Annotated in this window: 19 protein-coding genes and 1 riboswitch; of the genes, 8 read left to right on the forward strand and 11 right to left on the reverse strand. The window is 72.5% G+C overall.

The features are described 5' to 3' along the window. From HW130_RS15025 to HW130_RS15045, 5 genes are all read right to left on the reverse strand, one after another. Positions 1-1,018: ATP-binding cassette domain-containing protein (locus HW130_RS15025; protein ID WP_309140444.1), on the reverse strand; the 1,018-nt coding region annotated here is incomplete at its 3' end. Beyond that, positions 1,015-2,394 carry an energy-coupling factor transporter transmembrane protein EcfT gene (locus HW130_RS15030; RefSeq protein WP_309140445.1) on the reverse strand — a complete coding sequence of 460 codons (1,380 nt, stop codon included), beginning with the start codon at positions 2,392-2,394 and terminating at the stop codon, positions 1,015-1,017. The genes HW130_RS15025 and HW130_RS15030, both read right to left, overlap by 4 nt. Further along, positions 2,367-3,008, reverse strand: a complete 642-nt coding sequence (locus tag HW130_RS15035; protein ID WP_177150066.1) for an SCO2322 family protein — start codon at positions 3,006-3,008, stop codon at positions 2,367-2,369. The genes HW130_RS15030 and HW130_RS15035 overlap by 28 nt, the downstream gene beginning before the upstream one ends. Continuing rightward, on the reverse strand, positions 3,008-4,240 hold the full coding sequence (locus HW130_RS15040) for a prenyltransferase/squalene oxidase repeat-containing protein (protein WP_177150067.1): 1,233 nt from the start codon (positions 4,238-4,240) through the stop codon (positions 3,008-3,010). Before HW130_RS15040 ends, HW130_RS15035 begins: the two co-directional genes overlap by 1 nt. A 138-nt stretch (positions 4,241-4,378) precedes the next feature. Continuing rightward, positions 4,379-4,448, reverse strand: a riboswitch (cobalamin riboswitch). Between the two features lie 68 nt (positions 4,449-4,516). Further along, entirely contained in the window at positions 4,517-5,551 is a 1,035-nt protein-coding gene (locus HW130_RS15045) for an MBL fold metallo-hydrolase (protein WP_177150068.1), read from the reverse strand. Between the two features lie 254 nt (positions 5,552-5,805). Here HW130_RS15045 and HW130_RS15050 point away from each other — a divergent pair, with 254 nt between their 5' ends. From HW130_RS15050 to HW130_RS15065, 4 genes are all read left to right on the forward strand, one after another. Further along, positions 5,806-7,275 (forward strand): aldehyde dehydrogenase, encoded by a 1,470-nt coding sequence (locus HW130_RS15050; RefSeq protein WP_177150069.1) that lies wholly within the window; start codon positions 5,806-5,808, stop codon positions 7,273-7,275. Then, on the forward strand, positions 7,268-7,501 hold the full coding sequence (locus HW130_RS15055) for a ferredoxin (protein WP_177150070.1): 234 nt from the start codon (positions 7,268-7,270) through the stop codon (positions 7,499-7,501). The genes HW130_RS15050 and HW130_RS15055 overlap by 8 nt, the downstream gene beginning before the upstream one ends. Positions 7,502-7,663: 162 nt before the next feature. Then, positions 7,664-8,494 (forward strand): ammonia-dependent NAD(+) synthetase, encoded by an 831-nt coding sequence (gene nadE, locus HW130_RS15060; protein WP_309140446.1) that lies wholly within the window; start codon positions 7,664-7,666, stop codon positions 8,492-8,494. 94 nt (positions 8,495-8,588) lie between these two features. Beyond that, positions 8,589-9,110: a hypothetical protein gene (locus HW130_RS15065; RefSeq protein WP_177150071.1), complete on the forward strand. Its 522-nt coding sequence runs from the start codon at positions 8,589-8,591 to the stop codon at positions 9,108-9,110. Between the two features lie 30 nt (positions 9,111-9,140). Here the strand turns inward: HW130_RS15065 and HW130_RS15070 are convergent, their stop codons facing one another. Next, entirely contained in the window at positions 9,141-9,785 is a 645-nt protein-coding gene (locus tag HW130_RS15070; protein WP_177150072.1) for a TetR family transcriptional regulator, read from the reverse strand. A gap of 195 nt (positions 9,786-9,980) precedes the next feature. Here HW130_RS15070 and HW130_RS15075 point away from each other — a divergent pair, with 195 nt between their 5' ends. From HW130_RS15075 to HW130_RS15085, 3 genes are read left to right on the forward strand one after another with little or no spacing between them, the layout of a single operon-like run. Further along, on the forward strand, positions 9,981-11,300 hold the full coding sequence (locus tag HW130_RS15075; protein WP_177150073.1) for a glycosyltransferase family 4 protein: 1,320 nt from the start codon (positions 9,981-9,983) through the stop codon (positions 11,298-11,300). Positions 11,301-11,341: 41 nt separating this feature from the next. Next, a complete protein-coding gene (locus HW130_RS15080; protein WP_177150074.1) occupies positions 11,342-12,100 on the forward strand; it encodes a class I SAM-dependent methyltransferase in 759 nt (252 codons plus the stop codon). Further along, positions 12,097-13,176, forward strand: a complete 1,080-nt coding sequence (locus HW130_RS15085) for a prenyltransferase (RefSeq protein WP_177150075.1) — start codon at positions 12,097-12,099, stop codon at positions 13,174-13,176. Before HW130_RS15080 ends, HW130_RS15085 begins: the two co-directional genes overlap by 4 nt. Positions 13,177-13,268: 92 nt before the next feature. Here the strand turns inward: HW130_RS15085 and HW130_RS15090 are convergent, their stop codons facing one another. The 4 genes from HW130_RS15090 to HW130_RS15105 all read right to left on the reverse strand — a co-directional run bounded on the left by HW130_RS15090 (position 13,269) and on the right by HW130_RS15105 (position 16,705). After that, positions 13,269-13,559 (reverse strand): hypothetical protein, encoded by a 291-nt coding sequence (locus HW130_RS15090; protein ID WP_177150076.1) that lies wholly within the window; start codon positions 13,557-13,559, stop codon positions 13,269-13,271. A gap of 81 nt (positions 13,560-13,640) precedes the next feature. Next, the gene (locus tag HW130_RS15095; RefSeq protein ID WP_177150077.1) at positions 13,641-14,651 is read right to left on the reverse strand and encodes an LLM class F420-dependent oxidoreductase; all 1,011 of its coding nucleotides are present in this window, start codon (positions 14,649-14,651) and stop codon (positions 13,641-13,643) included. 94 nt (positions 14,652-14,745) lie between these two features. Continuing rightward, on the reverse strand, positions 14,746-15,588 hold the full coding sequence (locus HW130_RS15100; protein ID WP_177150078.1) for a DUF5336 domain-containing protein: 843 nt from the start codon (positions 15,586-15,588) through the stop codon (positions 14,746-14,748). A gap of 157 nt (positions 15,589-15,745) precedes the next feature. Continuing rightward, positions 15,746-16,705 carry an N-acetylmuramoyl-L-alanine amidase gene (locus tag HW130_RS15105; RefSeq protein WP_177150079.1) on the reverse strand — a complete coding sequence of 320 codons (960 nt, stop codon included), beginning with the start codon at positions 16,703-16,705 and terminating at the stop codon, positions 15,746-15,748. Positions 16,706-17,458: 753 nt separating this feature from the next. On the opposite strand from HW130_RS15105, the gene HW130_RS15110 reads away from it, so the two are divergent. Beyond that, entirely contained in the window at positions 17,459-18,709 is a 1,251-nt protein-coding gene (locus tag HW130_RS15110) for an RNA-guided endonuclease TnpB family protein (RefSeq protein WP_177150080.1), read from the forward strand. Here HW130_RS15110 and HW130_RS15115 read toward each other — a convergent pair. Next, positions 18,692-19,360, reverse strand: a complete 669-nt coding sequence (locus HW130_RS15115; protein WP_177150125.1) for a class I SAM-dependent methyltransferase — start codon at positions 19,358-19,360, stop codon at positions 18,692-18,694. The genes HW130_RS15110 and HW130_RS15115 overlap by 18 nt on opposite strands. Positions 19,361-19,445: the final 85 nt, after the last annotated feature.

Genomic DNA, 19,445 nt, shown 5'->3' on the forward strand with positions numbered 1-19,445 from the left:
CACCCCGCCCCTTTCCGTAACCGGGGCTCCGCCCCGGACCCCGCGCCTCAATCTCCCCCAGACTCCGTCCGGAGGTGTCCCCAGGCGGGGCTGGATTTGCCGCAGGCAAAACAAACCCGTCAGGCGTTTGAGGACACGGCCGAAGGCCGTACGGGGCCTGGGGCGGAGCCCCAGTTCGGGAAGGGGCGGGGTGGGGAAAGGCCCCCGCCAGGCGCTCCCGCAGGCCCCCCGACGCGCGGCGAGCGTCGCGGACGGAGAGCGGCACGGGGGACCAGCCCGCCGCGCGGCCGAGTGCGACCACCGGCGGGTGGACCGGGGACACCGCCATCACCGACGCCGGGTCGCCCACCACGGGCGGGAGACCGCGGCCCGGCAGCAGCACCACCCGGTCCGCGTACTGCACCACCCGCTCCAGGCGGTGCTCCGCCATCAGCACCGTCGTGCCCAGGTCGTGCACCAGGCGCTGAAGCACCGCCAGCACCTCCTCCGCCGCCGCCGGGTCCAGCGCGGACGTCGGTTCGTCGAGGACCAGCACCTTCGGGTGCGTGGTCAGCACCGAGCCGATCGCCACCCGCTGCTGCCGGCCCCCGGACAGCGTCGCGATCGGCCGGTCCCGCAGCTCGGCCAGGCCCAGCAGGTCGAGCGTCTCCTCCACCCGGCGGCGCATCACGTCCGGCGCGAGGCCCAGCGACTCCATCCCGTAAGCCAGCTCGTCCTCGACCGTGTCGGTGACGAAGTGCGCGAGCGGGTCCTGGCCCACCGTGCCGACCACGTCGGCGAGTTCACGGGGCCTGTGCGTACGCGTGTCACGCCCGTCGACCGTCACCCGGCCGCGCAGCGTGCCGCCGGTGAAGTGCGGGACGAGGCCGGACACCGCGTTCAGGAGGGTGGACTTGCCGACGCCGGACGGGCCGACCAGCAGCACCAGTTCGCCCTCGGGGACCGTCAGGTCCAGGTGCTCCAGCGTCGGCGCGCCGGCATCGCCGTACGTCACCGACACGTCCTCGAAGCGGATCACGGGGTCGTCTCCTCGGTTCCTGCGGGTACGGGTACGGGTGCGACGAGCGCCGGGAGCAGTCCGATCAGTACCGACAGCGCCGGCCACAGCGGCAGCGACGGCGCGGCGGGGGGTACGACGCCGGGCAGCAGCGCGTCGGGGTCCACGGCGGCCGCGCGGATCATCAGCACCGCGACGGCCACGCCCGACCCGGCCACCAGCCAGGACCGGACACCCCACCGGTCCGGCCGGTAGCGGCTGCGCACCGAGCGCCGACCGCCGAGCCACAGGCCCCCGGCCGCCGCGAGCAGCCCCGCGGCCAGCAGCGGCACGCCGTACCCGGCGCCCTCCGCCGCCAGCAGCCCGTACGAGCCCCCGCACACGCCGAGGAGTCCGCCGAGCGTCAGGGCGGTCGTCGTGCGGCGTACCGCCGGCGGGACCTCGGCCGTGCGCCCGTAGCCGCGGGCGTCCATCGACGCGGCGACGGCGACCGAGCGCTCCAAGGCGCCCTCCAGCACCGGCAGTCCGATCTGTGCGACGGCCCGGACGCCCCCCGTCAAACGCCCGCGCAGACGCCGCGCGGTGCGCAGGCGCAGCACGTCCGCGACCATGTTCGGGGCGAACGTCATGGCGACGACGACGGCGACACCTGCCTCGTACAGCGCGCCGGGCAGCGACTTGAGCAGCCGGGCCGGGTTCGCGAGGGAGTTGGCGGCGCCGAGGCAGATGAGGAGGGTGGCCAGCTTGGCCCCGTCGTACAGCGCGAACAGCAGCTGCTCCCCGGTCACGCGCCCGCCGGCACGGATGCCGTCGGCCCAGCCGGGCAGGGGCACCTCGGGCAGCGTGAACAGGACGTGCGTGCCGGGGACGGGGGAGCCGAGCGCGACGGAGAAGACGACGCGTACGGCCACGACGAAGAGCCCGAGCCTGACGAACGCGCCGTAGGACCGTGCCCAGGGCGCGTCCGTGCGCCGGGTGGCGACGACGTAGCCGGCGACGCCGACGAGCAGGCCGAGGAGCAGCGGATTGGTGGTGCGCGAGGCGGCGGTCGCGAGCCCGAGGGCCCAGAGCCACCAGGCCCCGGCATGCAGGGAGTTGCCGCGGTCGGCGAGGGGCGCGCGCAGCGCGCGGGCCGCGCGGAGCGCGGCGCCCTCGGCGGGGTGCGCGTTGCCCTCGCCGGGCGCGCTCGACCGTCCAGCGCCCTTGCCGGGGCTCTGCTCCGGGCCCCGCGCCTCAACCTCCCCCGGACCCCGTCCGGGGGTGCCCCCAGGCGGGGCTGGGTCTGCCTCGAGCGACGGCGAGGCCGGGGGTGTCGCAGGCGGTGCCGGGGTCGCCCGTTCGGACGCCCCGGTGCGCGACCCGTCGCCCGTCATCGTCCGCGGCGGCGGGACTGCCACAGCGCTGCCGCACCCAGGGCCAGGACCGCCGCGATGCCCGCGAACACGCCCACCGACGGGCCGCCGCCGTCGTTCCCCGCGGAGTCGGGCCGCGTCGTCGGTGCGGGTTCGTTCGCCGAGACCTGTTCTCCGCACCCCGACTTCGGGTAACCGGAGATCGCGCAGAGCAGCGCCTCGCTGTTGTACCGCAGCGGCTTCGCCACCCGCGCCAGCGCCTCCGCCGCCGTCGCGTCCGGCGCCACCCGCGCGCACGCGGTGCGCCGCGCGGGCGGCCGCTCGCCCTGCGGGGCGTCCTTCGGCGTGCCGAAGTCGACGACGAGCGCCACCCGCTTCGTGCCGTTCTCCGCGGGCGTCCGCGCGCAGATCGCCGCGAAGTCGGGGGCGGTGCGCGGCTGCGCCGAGTCCCCGCTGTCCTCGCTGACCGAGAAGCGGAAGCCGGTCACGGACCCGTCCGCGGGGCGCGCCGTGGCCGGGCCCTCGGTGGCGTACGTCCATGTCCCGCCGCTGCTCTGCCAGAACGACCAGTAGCGGTACCCCGCCGCCTGCGCGGGCGCCGTGCCGGCGACCGCGAGGAGCGCGGCGAGCCCGAGGAGGACGAGGAAGCGGGCGCGCATCAGAGCCGGTTCTTCCTGCGGCCGCTGAACAGGAAGCCGACGCCGACCGCCGCCACGAAGAACACGCCCACGAGCCACCACGTGGACATGGAGGACGCGGACTCGTCCGACGTCCCGTCCTTCGTCTCCGCGCCGGCGGAGAAGTCACCCGACGAGGGCGCCGGACCCGTCGCGTTCAGGGCCGCCACCAGGTCCGTGGAGCCGAACTTCCTCGGGTCGGTCCCCGTGGCGTGAGCGGCGAAGATCAGCTGGGCGTACGCGGCCGGGCCGTTCTCCTTCGCCCAGGCCGCCGCGTTCTCCCGGAGCCACCGGAGCGGCTTCTTCGTCTGCGCGGTCATGCCCTGTGCGGACAGGGCGACGACGGCGTCCGCCGTGTTCCCGAAGTCCGGCCGGGGCGCACTGTCCTCGGCGCCCGGCATCGGCGGCGTGTCGAAGTGGCCGGACTTCGCGAGCCCCTCGGCGAGGTACGCCGCGCCGTTGTGTCCCGCGTCCGCGACGTTCCTCGCCTTCTGGCACACCGCGTCCTCGCGGTCCTCGGCGCGCGCGGTGGCGACCATGCCGCTGTTGTTCGCGGCGAGCACCGCGGCGGCCGTGGAGTCGGCGACGACGCCGGGGGTGCCGGTCTGGTAGACGAACGCGCCGCCGTCCTTGCCGCCGCACGGCTTCGCGAACGTCAGCAGCGCGTCGTACGGGGTCTTGCCGCTCTGCGAGGTCACGCGCACCGGGTGGTCGCCGGCCGCGTGCAGGGCGCCGATGACGACCGAGGTGGAGTTCGCGTCGCTGGCCCCGCCCGGGTTGTAGCCCCAGCCGCCGTCCTCGTTCTGGACGGACCGCAGCCACGCGGTCGTCTTCGACACCACGTGGGTGCGGTCGCCCAGCGCGACGAGCGCCTGCACGGCCGCCGCGCTCGCGTTGGTGTCGCGCGGGAGCTTCGGATCGCACGCCTTCGCCGCGTCCGCGCGGTAGGAGGGGAATCCGCCGTCGGCGCACTGCTGACCGGTCAGGAAGTCGACGGCCCTGTCCGCGGGCCGGACCCCGACCGCGTCCTGGGCGAGCAGCGCCAGCGACTGCCGCCACACGCCGTCGTACGTCGGGTCGCCCTTGCCGTACAGACCGGACGGCAGCACGGCCGACGGCGTCGGGGACGGCGCGGCGGCGGCCGCCGGGGCGGCCGGCGTGCCGAGCACGGCGGACACGGCGAGCGCGATGGCGCCGCGGCGGACGGTGGTCATGGCGTACTGCCTCTCCTGTGGCTCCGGATTCCGGTTCCGGGCACGGGAAGACGCACCGGGGCTCCGGCTCCGTATGCCTCGACGGTGCCGGTCACCGGCGGGGCGCCGGTGACACGAGCCGGTCACGACCGCGTACGAGGCATTCCGACTTGCCACCCGGTGGTGGCTCACGGTTGCGGGGTCAGTGCCGGATTCGCACCGGCTTCCCCCCGTACGGGCAATGATGACGACGCCGCCACTCTACCGGCCGGTCACTTGGGCGGGACGGGGCCCGGGTCACACCGCGACGTACCGCGCGGGCGCGCTGCCGGGCACCTCCTCCGCCCGGCCCAGCTTCACCAGCCGCCGCAGATGCGACTCGGCCTCGGAGACCGCGATGGTGCGGGAGCCGTACGGGATCTCGGCCCAGGGCCTGTTCCACTCCATCAGCTCCGCGACCTGCCAGGGCGTGAGCGGCGTCGACAGCAGGCGCAGCAGCCCGGCGAGCCGCTCCTCGTGGTGGGCGAGCAGCTCCCGCACACGGCCCGTCGCGTCGGTGAAGGCGTACTGGTGGGCGGGGAGCACCTCGGCGACGCCGAGCCGGCCGACGCGTTCGAGGGAGTCGAGGTAGTCGCCGAGTGGATCGGTGACGGTGTCGTCGTCCGGGTCCTCGTACAGCCCGATGTGCGGGGTGATGCCGGGCAGCAGGTGGTCCCCGGAGAAGAGCCGGCCGTGCCCGGGGCGCCGTGCCGGGTGGTCCTCCTCCAGGTGCAGGCAGACATGGCCGGGGGTGTGGCCGGGCGTCCACACGGCGCGCAGCCGGCGGCCCGCGAGGCCGAGCAGTTCGCCGGGGACGATCTCGCGGTCGGGCAGGGCGGCGCGCAGTCCGGGCAGCCGTCCGCCGCCCGTGGCCCGCGCGGCGCGCAGCGGGGCCAGGTGGTCCTCGGGCGCCCCGGCCCGCTCCAGCTTGTCGGTCAGATAGGCGAGCCACATACCCGGTTCGGCCTCGCGGGTGCGGCGGACGACGGCGGCGTCGGCGGCGTGCATCGCGATCCACGCCCCGGACGCCTCACGGACGCGTCCGGACAGCCCGTGGTGGTCGGGGTGGTGGTGGGTGACGATCACGCCGTGGATCTCGGCGGCCGAGGTTCCGCACGCCTCGAGTCCGGCGGTGAGCGTGTGCCAGGAGTGGGGGTCGTCCCAGCCCGTGTCGACGAGTACCGGGCCCCGGTCGGTCTCGAGGAGGTGGACCACCGTGTGGCCGAGAGGATTGTCGGGAATCGGGACGCGGAGGGACCGTACGCCGCCTCCGTGGTCGGTCACCTGCGTCATGGAGTTTCATCTCCCGTCCGCCCGAGGGCTGTTGCCCGTCCGTCGACTATAACGAGAACCGGTTCTCATGGTTGCCCTGGTCTCCTGCCTCTGGGGGACCGGGTGCGGGGGTGGGTGCCGGCCGGCGTCGCGGCCGGTGGCCGGTCCCCACCCGTGGACTCCTGGAACAGGAACTGGTATCAGTTCTGAAGCACCGTCAGATACGGCGTGGGCCACGGCGCCGGAGACGGCCGGCCCAGTGGGAGGCAGCGGTCATGACCGACTTCCAGGAGTACCGACAACTGTTCATCGGCGGCCGGCCGGCCGATCCGCTCGGGAGCGACACCATCGACGTCGTCTCCCCGCACACCGAAGAGGTCATCGGCCGCGTCCCGCACGCCTCGCGCGCGGACGTCGACCGGGCCGTCGCCGTCGCGCGCCGCGCCTTCGACGAGGGGCCCTGGCCCCGGATGTCCCTCGGCGAACGCATCGAGGTCGTCTCCCGGATCAAGGACGCGATCGCCGTACGCCACGAGGAGATCGCCCGCTGCATCAGCGCGCAGAACGGCTCCCCGTACTCCTGGAGCGTCCTCGCCCAGGCCCTCGGCGCGATGATGGTGTGGGACGCGGCCATAGCGGTCGCCCGCGGCTTCGTCCACGAGGAGCACCGCGACGGCGTCCTCGGCCCGGTGCTGGTGCGCCGCGAGCCCGTCGGTGTCGTCGCGGCCGTCGTCCCGTGGAACGTCCCGCAGTTCACCGCCGCCGCCAAACTCGGCCCGGCGCTCCTCGCGGGCTGCACCGCGGTCCTCAAGCCGTCGCCCGAGTCGCCGCTCGACGCCTACCTCCTCGGCGAGATCGCGCAGGAGGCCGGGCTGCCGGAGGGCGTGCTGTCGATCCTGCCCGCGGACCGGGAGGTGAGCGAGTACCTCGTCGGCCACCCCGGTGTCGACAAGGTGTCCTTCACCGGCTCGGTCGCGGCCGGCAAGCGCGTCATGGAGGTCGCCTCCCGCAACCTCACCCGCGTCACCCTGGAGCTCGGCGGCAAGTCGGCGGCCGTGATCCTGCCCGACGCGGATCTCGCGGGCGCCGTCGCCGGGATCGTCCCGGCCGCGTGGATGAACAACGGACAGGCGTGCGTGGCCCAGACCCGTATCCTCGCGCCGCGCAGCCGGTACGACGAGATCGCCGAGGCGTTCGCCGCGGCGGCCTGCGAGCTGGTCGTCGGCGACCCGCTGGACGCGGCCACCCAGGTCGGGCCGCTGGTCGCCGAACGCCAGCAACGGCGCTCGCTCGACTACATCCGCGTCGGCCAGGAAGAGGGCGCCAAGATCCTCAGCGGCGGCGGACGTCCGGCCCACCTGGACCGCGGCTGGTACGTGGAGCCGACCCTCTTCGGCGGCGTCGACAACTCCATGCGCATCGCCCGCGAGGAGATCTTCGGCCCGGTGATCTGCCTGCTGCCCTACGGCGACGAGGACGAGGCCGCCGCGATCGCGAACGACTCCGACTACGGGCTCAGCGGCAGCGTGTGGACCTCCGACGTCGAGCACGGCATCGACTTCGCGCGTCGCGTGAGGACGGGCACGTACAACGTCAACACCTTCAGCCTCGACATGCTCGGACCGTTCGGCGGCTACAAGAACTCCGGTCTCGGGCGCGAGTTCGGGCCCGAGGGGTACGGGGCGTACCTGGAGCACAAGATGATCCACCTGCCCGCCGGATGGGAGGCGCGGGCCGATGGGTGACCGCTGGCGCGTCGAGGTGGACCGGGGCGTGTGCATCGGCTCGGGCATGTGCGTGGGCCACGCCCCTGACGGCTTCCGGCTCGACACCGCGCGGCAGTCGCATCCGCGCGCCGAGGCGGCGGACGCGAGCGAGGAGGTCCTGGCCGCGGCCGAGAACTGCCCCGTGGAGGCGATCACGATCACGTTGCCGGACAGCGGCGAGACGGTCTTCCCGCCGGAGGACTGACCACCGTGTCCGGGTGCCCGGCGGATCGCGGCACGGACCCGGCCCGCTCCCCGCAGCCCGGCCGCAAGGTGCTCCCACCGGGCCGTCCGACCCGGCTCCGCCGGAAACCCGCTGGGTAGGGTGGGCGCGACAGCACACCGCGAACCGGAACGAGGAGCAGACGTGAGCGAGCCGGCGTCCATCGCCCTGCAGCAGGAGATCGCCCGGGAACTCGAGGTCGCCGAGACCTTCGAGGCCGAGCGGGAGATCGAACGCCGGGTGGCCTTCCTCGCCGAGCGGCTGACCTCCACCGGTCTGCGCTCCCTCGTGCTCGGCATCAGCGGCGGCGTCGACTCCACCACCACCGGCCGGCTGTGCCAGCTCGCCGTCGAGCGGGCCCGGGCGGCCGGCCACGAGGCGCGGTTCTACGCGATGCGACTGCCCTACGGGGTCCAGGCCGACGAGCACGACGCCCAGCTCGCGCTCTCCTTCATCCGGGCCGACCACGTGCTGACCGTGGACATCAAGCCGGCGAGCGACGCCGCGCTCGAAGCCACACTGGCCGCCGGCGTGAGCTTCCGCGACGCCCACCACCAGGACTTCGTGCACGGCAACATCAAGGCACGCCAGCGCATGATCGCCCAGTACGCGGTGGCCGGCGCGCACGACGGCCTGGTCGTCGGCACCGACCACGCCGCCGAGGCGGTCTCCGGCTTCTTCACCAAGTTCGGCGACGGCGCGGCCGACCTGGTCCCGCTGACCGGCCTGACCAAGCGCCGGGTGCGCGCCGTCGCGGACGCGCTGGGCGCGCCCGCCGAACTGGTGTGGAAGACCCCGACGGCCGACCTGGAGACCCTCGACCCGGGCAAGGCCGACGAGGACGCGCTCGGTGTCACCTACGACGACATCGACGACTTCCTGGAGGGCAAGCCGGTGGACGAGCGGGCCTTCGGGACGATCGTCGGCCGCTACCGCCTCACCGACCACAAGCGCCGGCTGCCCATCGCCCCCTGAGGGGTCGCGAGGCTTCGCGCCCGCGACCGTGCGAGACTTCTGATCCATGATCACGGGGGCAACGGGCCGCCGTTCACGTCGGATTGGGACAACTGTGCGCAAGGCGAGGTGGGCGGCCGCGGCTGCCGGTGTGGTGCTCGTGGTGACCGGCTGCAGCAGCGAGGGCGGCTCGGACGAGGGCAAGGGCGGCGCGTCCGGCTCCTCGTCGCAGGCCCCGGCGGAGGCGGGCGGCAGCCTCGACGCCGCCACGGTGACCAAGGAGATCGCGGACGCGGCCACGGCGGCCGGCTTCACCGAGAAGCCGTCGGACGACGTCCCGCCGGCCCTCAAGAGCTGCATGGTCTCGTGGCAGCCCGACGACAAGAAGGCCGCCGACCCGAAGACGTCCTACGACGCGACCGTCGCGGCCCTCGGCAAGGGCGGCTGGGAGGAGTGGCAGACCTTCGACGAGAAGGGCTCGGTCATCAAGTCGCTGGACAAGAGCGGCTGGACCGTGAAGGCGAGCTACCAGGGCCAGAAGGACACGTTCCTGCTGATCACCTTCATCGCCACGGACAACGGCCCCGCGTGCGAGAAGCTCTTCCGGGAGGACCTGGAGAAGAACAAGGACTCCTGACACACCGCGCGGCGCACCGGCGGCGAGCGGCTACCGCGCCGTCCGGCCGCGTCCCTTCGGGGGCGCGTCCGGCGCCGTCAGGTCGATCAGCCGGCACACCGTCTCGATGTCGATCTTCACCTGCGCGATCGACGCCCGCCCCGACAGCCACGTGATCAGCGCCGAGTGCCACGTGTGCTCGATCACCCGCACCGCGGACAGCTGCTCCGGCGTCGGATGCTCCAGCCCCATCGCGTCCAGGATGATCGCCGTGGTCTGCCGTGAGACGGTGTCCACCTCCGGGCTGACGCTGCGGTCGGCGAACGTCAGCGCCCGCACCATCGCGTCCGCGAGATGCGGTTCGCGCTGGAGCGCCCGGAACGCCCGCATCAGGGTCTCCGCCACCCGCTCGGCCGCGCCCTCGCCTCCCGGCGGGCGCTTGCGCAAGGTGGTGTGCAGACGCTCCAGCTGGTCCTGCATCGTCGCGACGAGCAGATGGATCTTGGAGGGGAAGTAGCGGTAGAGCGTGCCGAGGGCGACTCCGGCCGCCTCCGCGACCTCCCGCATCTGCACGGCGTCGAAGCCGCCTCTGCAGGCCAGCTGGGCGCTGGCGTGCAGGATGCGACGGCGGCGCGCCTCCTGGCGCTCGGTCAGGGGCGGTGACACACCCACCGCCGGCTTGGCTTCCGCTGTCATAGGTCCCGTTCCCCGCACGCGTCCGGATCGCCCGGCACGGCCCGCGCGCCGTGGCGCGAATCACCTGATCCGCCGGTCACAGTTGCGCTACCTGCCGGTAGATTCGAAGCTCCTCGAACGATCAAGTCTGTAACTTGTTCTAGATTAGCGCGACCGATTACGCTCCGGCGAAACGCAGTGAGAAGGGGGCCGTGGGTGACCGCAGAGGCCATAGAGATCGGCCCCCGTGCGGGCGCGTCCGGCGACGGCGACTCCCCGCTGCGCATCGCGCTCCTGACCTACAAGGGGAACCCGTTCTGCGGCGGCCAGGGCGTCTACGTACGCCATCTGTCGCGCGAGCTCGCCCGCCTCGGCCACCACGTCGAGGTCATAGGCGCCCAGCCCTACCCGGTCCTCGACGAGGGCGTACCGCTCACCGAGCTGGCGAGCCTCGACCTGTACCGCCAGCCCGACCCGTTCCGCACCCCGAGGCGCGGCGAGTACCGCGACTGGATCGACGGCCTCGAGGTCGCCACCATGTGGACCGGCGGCTTCCCCGAGCCCCTGACCTTCTCCCTGCGCGCCCGCCGCCATCTGCGCGCCCGGCGCGGCGAGTTCGACGTCGTCCACGACAACCAGACCCTCGGCTACGGGCTCCTCGGCGACCTCGGCGCCCCCCTCGTCACCACGATCCACCACCCGATCACCGTCGACCGGCAGCTCGAACTGGACGCCGCCGCCGACTGGAAGCGCCGCGCCTCGGTACGCCGCTGGTACGCCTTCACCCGCATGCAGAAGCGCGTCGCCCGCCGCCTGCCGTCCGTGCTCACCGTCTCCGGTTCCTCGCGCCAGGAGATCACCGACCACCTCGGCGTACGCGGCGACCGTATCCACGTCGTCCACATCGGCGCCGACACCGACCTCTTCTCGCCGGATCCCTCGGTCGCCGAGGTCCCCGGCCGGATCGTCACCACCTCCAGCGCCGACGTGCCCCTCAAGGGACTCGTCCACCTCGTCGAGGCCCTGGCGAAACTGCGCACCGAGAACCCGGACGCCCACCTCGTCGTCGTCGGCAAGCGCGCCGAGGACGGCCCCGTCGCCCAGCTCATCGAACGGTACGGACTCGCGGACGCCGTCCGGTTCGTCAAGGGCATCACCGACGCCGAACTCGTCGACCTCGTGCGCAGCGCCCAGATCGCCTGCGTGCCGTCCCTGTACGAGGGCTTCTCGCTGCCCGCCGCCGAGGCCATGGCCACCGGCACCCCGCTCGTCGCCACCACGGGCGGTGCGATCCCCGAGGTCGCGGGCCCCGACGGCGAGACGTGCCTGGCCGTGCCGCCCGGCGACGCCGAGGCCCTGGCCGCCGCCCTGCGCCGCCTCCTCGGCGACGCGACCCTGCGGGCCGGGCTCGGCGCGGCGGGCAGGGCCCGGGTGCTCGCCCGCTTCACCTGGAAGCAGGCCGCCATCGGCACGGCCGAGCGCTACCGGGAGGCCATCGCCGCCTCGCCGGCACCCGTCCGTACCCGTACCTCCTGACCCCCCGCACCCCAGCTCCGCCCCCAGGAAGGCAGACCCCCGTGCTGACCGTCGACTTCTCCCGCTTTCCGCTCGCCCCGGGCGACCGCGTGCTCGACCTGGGCTGCGGCGCAGGCCGGCACGCGTTCGAGTGTTACCGGCGCGGTGCGCAGGTCGTGGCGCTGGACCAGAACGGCGAGGAGATCCGCGAGGTCGCCAAGTGGTTCGCCGCGATGAAGGAGGCGGGTGAGGCGCCCGAGGGCGCCACGGCCACCGCGATGGAGGGCGACGCGCTCAACCTGCCGTTCCCCGACGAGTCCTTCGACGTCGTGATCATCTCCGAGGTGATGGAGCACATCCCCGACGACAAGGGCGTGCTCGCCGAGATGGTCCGCGTGCTGCGGCCCGGCGGCAGGATCGCCGTCACCGTGCCGCGTTACGGCCCGGAGAAGGTCTGCTGGGCGCTGAGCGACGCGTACCACGAGGTCGAGGGCGGCCACATCCGCATCTACAAGGCCGACGAACTGCTCGCCAAGATCCGGGAAGCGGGCCTCAAGCCGTACGGCACGCACCACGCGCACGCGCTGCACTCGCCGTACTGGTGGCTCAAGTGCGCGTTCGGAGTGGACAACGACAAGGCGCTGGCCGTGCGGGCGTACCACAAGCTGCTCGTCTGGGACATCATGAAGAAGCCGCTCGCCACCCGGCTCGCGGAGCAGCTCCTCAACCCGGTCGTCGGCAAGAGCTTCGTGGCGTACGCGACCAAGCCGCATTCCCCCTCGCTTCGCGGCGGGTACACCCAGCCCAAGGCCGACGCGTGACGACCTCGCGCCGCACCGATCACCTGGTCCTGCCCGGGGTCCTGACGGCCGAGCAGGCCGCGCAGACCGTCGCGGGCATCCTCGCCGCGCAGCGCGAGGACGGCGCGATCCCGTGGTTCCGGGGCCACCACCTCGACCCCTGGGACCACACCGAGGCCGCGATGGCGCTGGACGCGGCGGGCGAGCACGAGGCGGCGGCCCGTGCCTACGCGTGGCTGGCCCGCCACCAGAACGACGACGGTTCCTGGTACGCCGCCTACCACGACGGCGACGCGGACAACGTGACCGACCACGGCCGCGAGTCCAACTTCTGCGCGTACATAGCGGTCGGCGTCTGGCACCACTACCTGACCACGGGCGACGAGGCGTTCCTCGACCGCATGTGGCCTTCGGTGTTCGCGGCGGTCGAGTTCGTGCTCGGCCTCCAGCAGCCGGGCGGCCAGATCGGCTGGAAGCGCGAGCCGGACGGCACGGCGGTGAACGACGCGCTGCTGACCGGCAGTTCGTCGATCCACCACGCGCTGCGGTGCGCTCTCGCGATCGCGGAGGAGCGGGAGGAGCTTCAGCCGGACTGGGAACTCGCCACCGGCGCGCTGGCCCACGCGATCCGCCACCACCCCGAGCGCTTCCTCGACAAGGACCACTACTCGATGGACTGGTACTACCCGGTCCTCGGCGGCGCGGTCACGGGCGCGGAGGCCAAGGCGCGGATCGAGTCCCGCTGGGACGATTTCGTGGTCCCGGCCCTGGGCGTGCGCTGCGTCCTGCCGAACCCGTGGGTCACGGGCGGCGAGAGCTGCGAACTGGCGCTGGCGCTGTGGGCGATGGGCGAGTCCGACCGCGCGCTGGAGATCCTCCAGTCCATCGGGCACCTGCGCGCCGAGGACGGCATGTACTGGACGGGCTACGTCTTCGAGGGCGAGCGCGCGATGTGGCCGGAGGAACTGACCACGTGGACGGCGGGCTCCCTGCTGCTGGCGGTGGCGGCGCTGGGGGGCGACGAGGCGACGACGGCGGTGTTCGGGGGGGAGCGGCTGCCGAGAGGGCTGGCGGGGGACTGCTGCGGGTTGGTGTGACCGGGGGGTTTGTCCCCCACCCCGCCGTCCCCCTACGGCCTGGCGGCCGTAGGGGGACGGCGGGGTGGGGGAAAGCGCGCCCCCGCAAGGCGCTACCGTTTGCGCAGCTGGCCCGCCACGCCGTGCCCCAGGAACAGGTACACCAACGCCGCCAGGCCGTAGCCCGCCACCACCCTCGCCCATTCCTTGTCGAAGGTGAACAGGTCGTGCGACCAGCCGGCCAGCCACCGTGCCACCCCGCGGACGAACTCCACGAGGTCGTTCGCGCGGTTGGCCTCCAGCAGGTACATCAGGATCCACAGGCCGATCACGAAGGCCATCACGTCCGCGACGACGACAACGATCCGCGCCGCCACCGCGGTGTTTCTCGCATGTGTTGTCATGACCAGCGTCTTGCCGCTTGTGCGTGCGTGAAACCCCTCAGGGCCAACCCCGTTGACAACCGGGGCTCTCCCGGGAGCGGGTTACGCGTTCAGTTCCGCGAGCACCCGCAGCGTATGCGGGTCCGGAGCCGTCACCAGCAGGTCCGTCACCGGCCCCTTGCGCCACAGTTCCAGCCGCTCCGCGATCCGTTCCCGCGGCCCGGTGAGCGAGATCTCGTCCGCGAACGCGTCCGGCACGGCCAGCACCGCCTCCTCGCGCCGCCCCGCGAGGAACAGCTCCTGCACCCGCCGGGCCTCCTCCTCGAAGCCCATTCGTGCCATCAGGTCCGCATGGAAGTTGCGCGCCGCGTGCCCCATGCCGCCGATGTAGAAGCCGAGCATCGCCTTCACGGGCAGCAGCCCCTCGGCGACGTCGTCGCAGACGCGGGCCCGTGCCATCGGCGCGACGACGAAGCCCTCGGGCAGAGAGGCAAGTGACGCGGCGTACACGTCCGTCCGCAGCGGCGACCAGTACAGCGGCAGCCAGCCGTCGGCGATACGCGTCGTCTGCGCGATGTTCTTCGGCCCCTCCGCACCCAGCAGCACCGGCAGGTCCGCCCTCAGCGGATGCGTGATCGGCCTCAGGGGCTTGCCCGTGCCGGTGCCGTCCGCGCCCGCGTACGGATGCGAGTGGAATCGTCCCGCGAGCTCCACGGGCCCCTCGCGGGCGAGGACTTGGCGGACGACGTCCACGTACTCGCGCGTCGCGGTCAGCGGGCTCGCCGGGAACGGGCGCCCGTACCAGCCCTCCACCACCTGCGGCCCCGACAGGCCGAGCCCCAGCATCATCCGCCCGCCCGACAGGTGGTCGAGGGTGAGCGCGTGCATCGCCGTCGCCGTCGGGGTGCGCGCGGCCATCTGCGCGACGGCCGTGCCCAGCCGGATACGGGAGGTGTGCGCGGCGATCCAGGTCAGCGGCGTGAACGCGTCCGACCCCCACGCCTCGGCCGTCCACACGGAGTCGTAGCCGAGCCGCTCGGCCTCACGGGCCAGGGCGAGATGGGCGGGGTCGGGGCCGCGGCCCCAGTAGCCGAGGGCGAGTCCGAGTCGCATGTGCGCCGCCTCCACTGCTCGCTGACGGGGCGTCAGAGTACGGCAGCGGCCCCCCGCCCGGAAGGGGCGAGGGGCCGCGAAGGCGTGCGCGACGTCAGCCGCGCTGGATGCCGGAGGTGTCCTGCAGGACACCGCGACGGCCGTCCTGGGTCTGGGCCACCAGGCCCGGACCGCGCTGCTCGACCGCCAGGTACCAGGTGCCGGGCGCGAGTTCGGCGATCGGCGTGGGCGAACCGTCCTCGCCGTACAGCGGCCGGGCGACGGGCACGGCGAACCAGAACGGCGAGAAGTCGGACGCCGCACCGCCGTGCGAGGCGTCGGCCGGGGCCGGCGCGGCCTGCTGACCGGGCTGACCGGCCTGCGGAGCGCCCGTCTGGGCACCGTACGGCTGCGGCTGACCCGGCTGCGCGCCGTAGGGCTGCTGGGCGCCCGGGTATCCGTAACCGCCCTGCGGCTGCATGCCGTACGGCTGCGGGGCGGCCGGGCGGGGGGCGCCGATGAGCGGGGCCTTGAAAGCGGGGACCAGCAGGGAGCAGACGGCGCCGGCGGCGAGCACGAGCGCGGCGATGAAGCCGAGGATGAGCCCGGTGCCGGAATCGGGGCTGAAACCCTCGGCGTTGAGCGAACCGGCCGGGTCGAAGATCGCACCGAGCGCGGACCAGGCCGTGAAGAGCGTCAGCGCGACACCGAGCTGGCCGAGGTCGAGCCCGATGACCTTCGGGGGCTGCGGCAGCGCGCGGGCCAGGACGATCAGGGCCGCACCGATGATGCCGGCGAGGTAGAAGCCCAGGAGCAGGGATCCGTTGTCCCAGGCGGTCGGCACGTCGTCGCATTCACTGCCAGAGCAGTCGAACGTGTCGAGGAACGAGGCGATGAACAGCAACACCGCTGCTCCGATCACCACGCCATCGCCTCGAGTGAGGGAGCGGATGTTCACGTGTCAGTCCTTCGTAGGTCGTCTCATCGGGGCGGTCGTCGCTGCCGCCTGGTCGGGCGGGTGCACGGACGCGGAGCTCGGGGGTGACTCCCCATCGTAGAGGCGAATCTATCGTCCGCCGGTTCCGCCCGTCCTCCCGGTATCGCAGTTGCCCGGGTTACTTCCCGAGGTAGCTGCCGATCCCGTCCGCCATTCCCTGTGCCGCCTTCTGGCGCCAGCCCGGACTGGTCAGCAGAGCGGCATCCTTGGGATCACGCATATTGCCGCATTCGATGAACACCTTGGGAACGGTGGACAGGTTGAGCCCGCCGAGGTCCTTGCGCTCGTCCAGTCCCGTACCGCCGCCCACATAGTTGGACGGCGCGCTTCCGGTCGCGCGCAGGAAGTGGCCCGCGATGCGTTCCCCCAGGTCACGGGAGGGTCCGACGATCTTCGACGTGTCCGCGGCACCGCCCTTGACGAGCGCGGGCAGGATGACGTGGAATCCGCGGTTACCGGTCGCCGATCCGTCCGCGTGCACGGAGATCACGGCGTCGGCCTTCGCTTCGTTGCCGAACCGTGCCCGTTCGTCGATGCAGGGACCGAACGGACGGTCGCTTTCATGGGTGAATTCGACCCGTGCGCCCTGCTTTTCCAGCAAAGTGCGAAGACGTCGTGAAACATCGAGGGTGAAATCGGCCTCGCGGTATCCATCGGCCGTCGCCGTGCCCGTGGTGTCGCATTCCTTGCGATTCGTCCCGATGTCCACGAGCTTGTTGATCTCGCTCGGGTGACGGAAGTTACCGGGGTTGTGCCCGGGGTCGACGACGACCACCTTCCCCGTGAGCGGACCCTTGCCCCCGGGCCCCTCCGGAGCCGCGGAGCGCGTGGCGGACGCGCTGGGGGAGCCGGAGGGGGACGCCGAGGGGGAGGCCGAGGCGGTCGGGCCGGTGTCACCCGGCTTGCCCGCGGACGACGGCGTCGAGGCCGCCGCAGGTCCAGGGGCGCCGTCGCCGCCCGCCCCTTGCCAGATCAGCCATCCCGCGAGGCCCACGGGCACGAGAGCGGCGACAGCGACGAGACCGCGCCGGGAGCGGCGCGGTCCGGTGGGGAGATGCTGGTTCTCGTCGTACGACACGGTGGCGATGCTAACCGGGCCCGGTGTCCTGCCTCGGAACACGCGGCCGCGTAGGTCGGCGGATCAAGCGAGCGCTTGCGTGATTTTGCCGTCGTCGGCCGTCTAGAAGCCGCAGTACACGCTGCTCCCGTTGTCGGAGAGGAGGTATCACGGACCCAGCCGTAAGTGTTGGGGCACTCACTGTCGTCCCGCACGAAGGTCCAGGTGTCGACTGCTCAGCAGCTACGGGACTCCAACGCCGCCGCCGACTTCGCCATGAAGGAACAAACAGCGAGCCCGTGAGGTCGGCTACAACCCCGCCCTCCGCCAGCTCGGCAACCGCCTCGTCGGCATCCTCCACGGCTGCCTCAAGACCCGCACCCACTACGACCAAGCGACCGCCTGGTCACATCACGCCCACCCCCACACCCCTTGCCCCTTAACGACATGAGGTGTCTGACACGGTCGTGGGTGAGCGGGACCATCGTTGCCCGTTCAGCCGGACGGAAACGATGGTCCTTGTCCCTTGGATGACGCCGCCGGGGTTCAGCGGATTCTTGAGAGGAAACCCGGGGCTTCAGCCCCGGGAGGAATCGCATCCATGTGTTCGCGGCGGGGAGCGCCGCGGCATCCACTGTGATTGCCGGGCGTGAAGCGGCCGGAAGCCGCTTCGGGGACGGGCGGGGGTGCCGACGAGGCGGTCGGGTCATCCGGTGGGGTGAATGGTTGGGAACGTGCGATGGCGTCTCGCACGGATGTGTACGGTCGGTGACCGTGAAGCTGGTGGTGCAGATCAGGCTCTTGCCCTCGCCCGTGCAGGCGGCGGCGCTTGAGGCGACCCTGTGTGCCTGCAACGAGGCCGCCACCTGGGTGAGCAACGTCGCCTTCGAGCGGGGGGAGTCCAGGAACTTCGCCCTGCGCAAGCACACCTACGAGCAGGTCAAGTCGCGTTGGGGTCTGGGGGCACAGGCGGCCCAGCATGTGATCAAGAAGACCTGTGACGCCTACACCACTTTGAGGGCCAACCTGCGGGCCGGCAACCTGGGCAGGCCGGGGTCGAAACGCCGCCGCCAGGCGAGCGACAGGCCGATCGCCTTCCGACCTGGGGGCGGGCAGCCGTACGACGACCGGATGCTGTCCTGGCAGATCTCCGAGCGAACGGTGTCGATCTGGACGATACAGGGGCGGCTCAAGGGAATGACTTTCACTGCCTCGCCCGAGCAACTGTCCACCCTCGCCCGGTACCGGCGGGGCGAGTCGGACCTGGTGCATCGGGACGGTATGTGGTTTCTGAACGCCACGTGTGAGGTGCCCGAAGCCGAGCCGAACACGGGGCCGGTGGACTTCTTGGGCATCGACCTGGGGATCGTGAACATCGCCACCACGTCGGACGGTCAGATCATGGCCGGTCGGCAGCTGAACCGGATCCGGGTGAGAGAGCGCGGCCTGCGGCAGAAGCTCCAGAAGAAGAACACTCCGTCAGCCCGGCGCCGTTTGAAGAAGCGGCGACGCAAGGAAGCCCGGCGGGCGAAGGACATCAATCACAAGATCGCGAAACATGTGGTGGCCGAGGCAGAACGCACCGGTCGCGGAATCGCCCTGGAAGACCTCACGGGGATTCGCGAGCGGGTACGGCTTCGCAAGCCCCAACGGGCCACCCTGCACTCCTGGGCGTTCCAGCAGCTCGGCGAGTTCATCGCGTACAAGGCCCGCCGCGCCGGGGTTCCGGTGGTGTACGTCGATCCGGCGTACACCTCCCGCACCTGCGCCCAGTGCGGGCACATTGACAAGGCGAACCGGGTCTCCCAGGCCTTCTTCGCGTGCCGGTCCTGTGGATTCGTTGATCACGCAGACCGCAACGGCTCCCGCAACATCCGGGCCAGAGGCCTGGAGTTGTGGCGACGCGGGGCAAAGTCAACCGCCCCAGCCGTACCCCGATCCCGGAGTGCGGCAGGACGCAAACGTGGCAGCACCGCCAGTGATGCCACGCTGTGCAAGCCCGGGACTTCAGTCCCGGGTAGTTGACATCCCCGCGCCCGTGCGCCGCAGCACCCGCAGCGACCCCGCCGCCGCCACCTCGGTGAACGCCCCCGAACCCAGCGCCCGCAGGTAGACGCGGTACGGGGCCTGGCCGGTGAATTCGTCCACCGGGTCCGGGAACACGTCGTGGATCACCAGCAGACCGCCCTCCGCGATGTGCGGTGCCCAGCCCTCGTAGTCGTTCGTCGCGTGCTCGTCCGTGTGCCCGCCGTCGACGAAGACGAGACCGACCTCGCCGGCCCACACCTTCGCCGCCTGCGGCGACCGGCCGACGATCGCGATCACGTGGTCCTCAAGGCCCGCGCGGTGCAGTGTGCGGCGGAAGGTGGGCAGCGTGTCCATCAGCCCCACCTCCGGGTCCACCACCTCCGGGTCGTGGTAGTCCCAGCCCGGCTGCTGCTCCTCGCTGCCCCGGTGGTGGTCCACGGTCACCGCCACCGTCCCGGCCTCGCGGGCCGCGTCGGCGAGCAGGATCGTCGACCGCCCGCAGTACGTCCCCACTTCGAGCAGCGGCAGACCGAGCGCCCCCGCCTCGACAGCGGCCGCGTACAGGGCCAGCCCCTCGTCCACGGGCATGAAGCCCTTGGCGGCCTCGAAGGCGGCGAGGGTCTCCGGCTTGGGGGTGGCGGGCGGCATGCGGTCCTCCGGGCGGGTGTGCGGATCGGAGGCCATCGTGCCTTACGTGCCGGTAGCTTCCCCTTTCGCGGGCAGTTACCTGATT

This window comes from Streptomyces sp. PKU-EA00015 (genome assembly GCF_013387495.1).
Taxonomy (GTDB): domain Bacteria; phylum Actinomycetota; class Actinomycetes; order Streptomycetales; family Streptomycetaceae; genus Streptomyces.

Excerpts from the sequence above, each read along its gene's own strand:
- HW130_RS15035 (WP_177150066.1), bottom strand. The coding sequence starts at position 3,008 with ATGCGCGCCCGCTTCCTCGTCCTCCTCGGGCTCGCCGCGCTCCTCGCG.
- HW130_RS15040 (WP_177150067.1), bottom strand. The coding sequence starts at position 4,240 with ATGACCACCGTCCGCCGCGGCGCCATCGCGCTCGCCGTGTCCGCCGTG.
- HW130_RS15045 (WP_177150068.1), bottom strand. The coding sequence starts at position 5,551 with ATGACGCAGGTGACCGACCACGGAGGCGGCGTACGGTCCCTCCGCGTC.
- HW130_RS15050 (WP_177150069.1), top strand. The coding sequence starts at position 5,806 with ATGACCGACTTCCAGGAGTACCGACAACTGTTCATCGGCGGCCGGCCG.
- HW130_RS15055 (WP_177150070.1), top strand. The coding sequence starts at position 7,268 with ATGGGTGACCGCTGGCGCGTCGAGGTGGACCGGGGCGTGTGCATCGGC.
- HW130_RS15070 (WP_177150072.1), bottom strand. The coding sequence starts at position 9,785 with ATGACAGCGGAAGCCAAGCCGGCGGTGGGTGTGTCACCGCCCCTGACC.
- HW130_RS15090 (WP_177150076.1), bottom strand. The coding sequence starts at position 13,559 with ATGACAACACATGCGAGAAACACCGCGGTGGCGGCGCGGATCGTTGTC.
- HW130_RS15095 (WP_177150077.1), bottom strand. The coding sequence starts at position 14,651 with ATGCGACTCGGACTCGCCCTCGGCTACTGGGGCCGCGGCCCCGACCCC.
- HW130_RS15115 (WP_177150125.1), bottom strand. The coding sequence starts at position 19,360 with ATGCCGCCCGCCACCCCCAAGCCGGAGACCCTCGCCGCCTTCGAGGCC.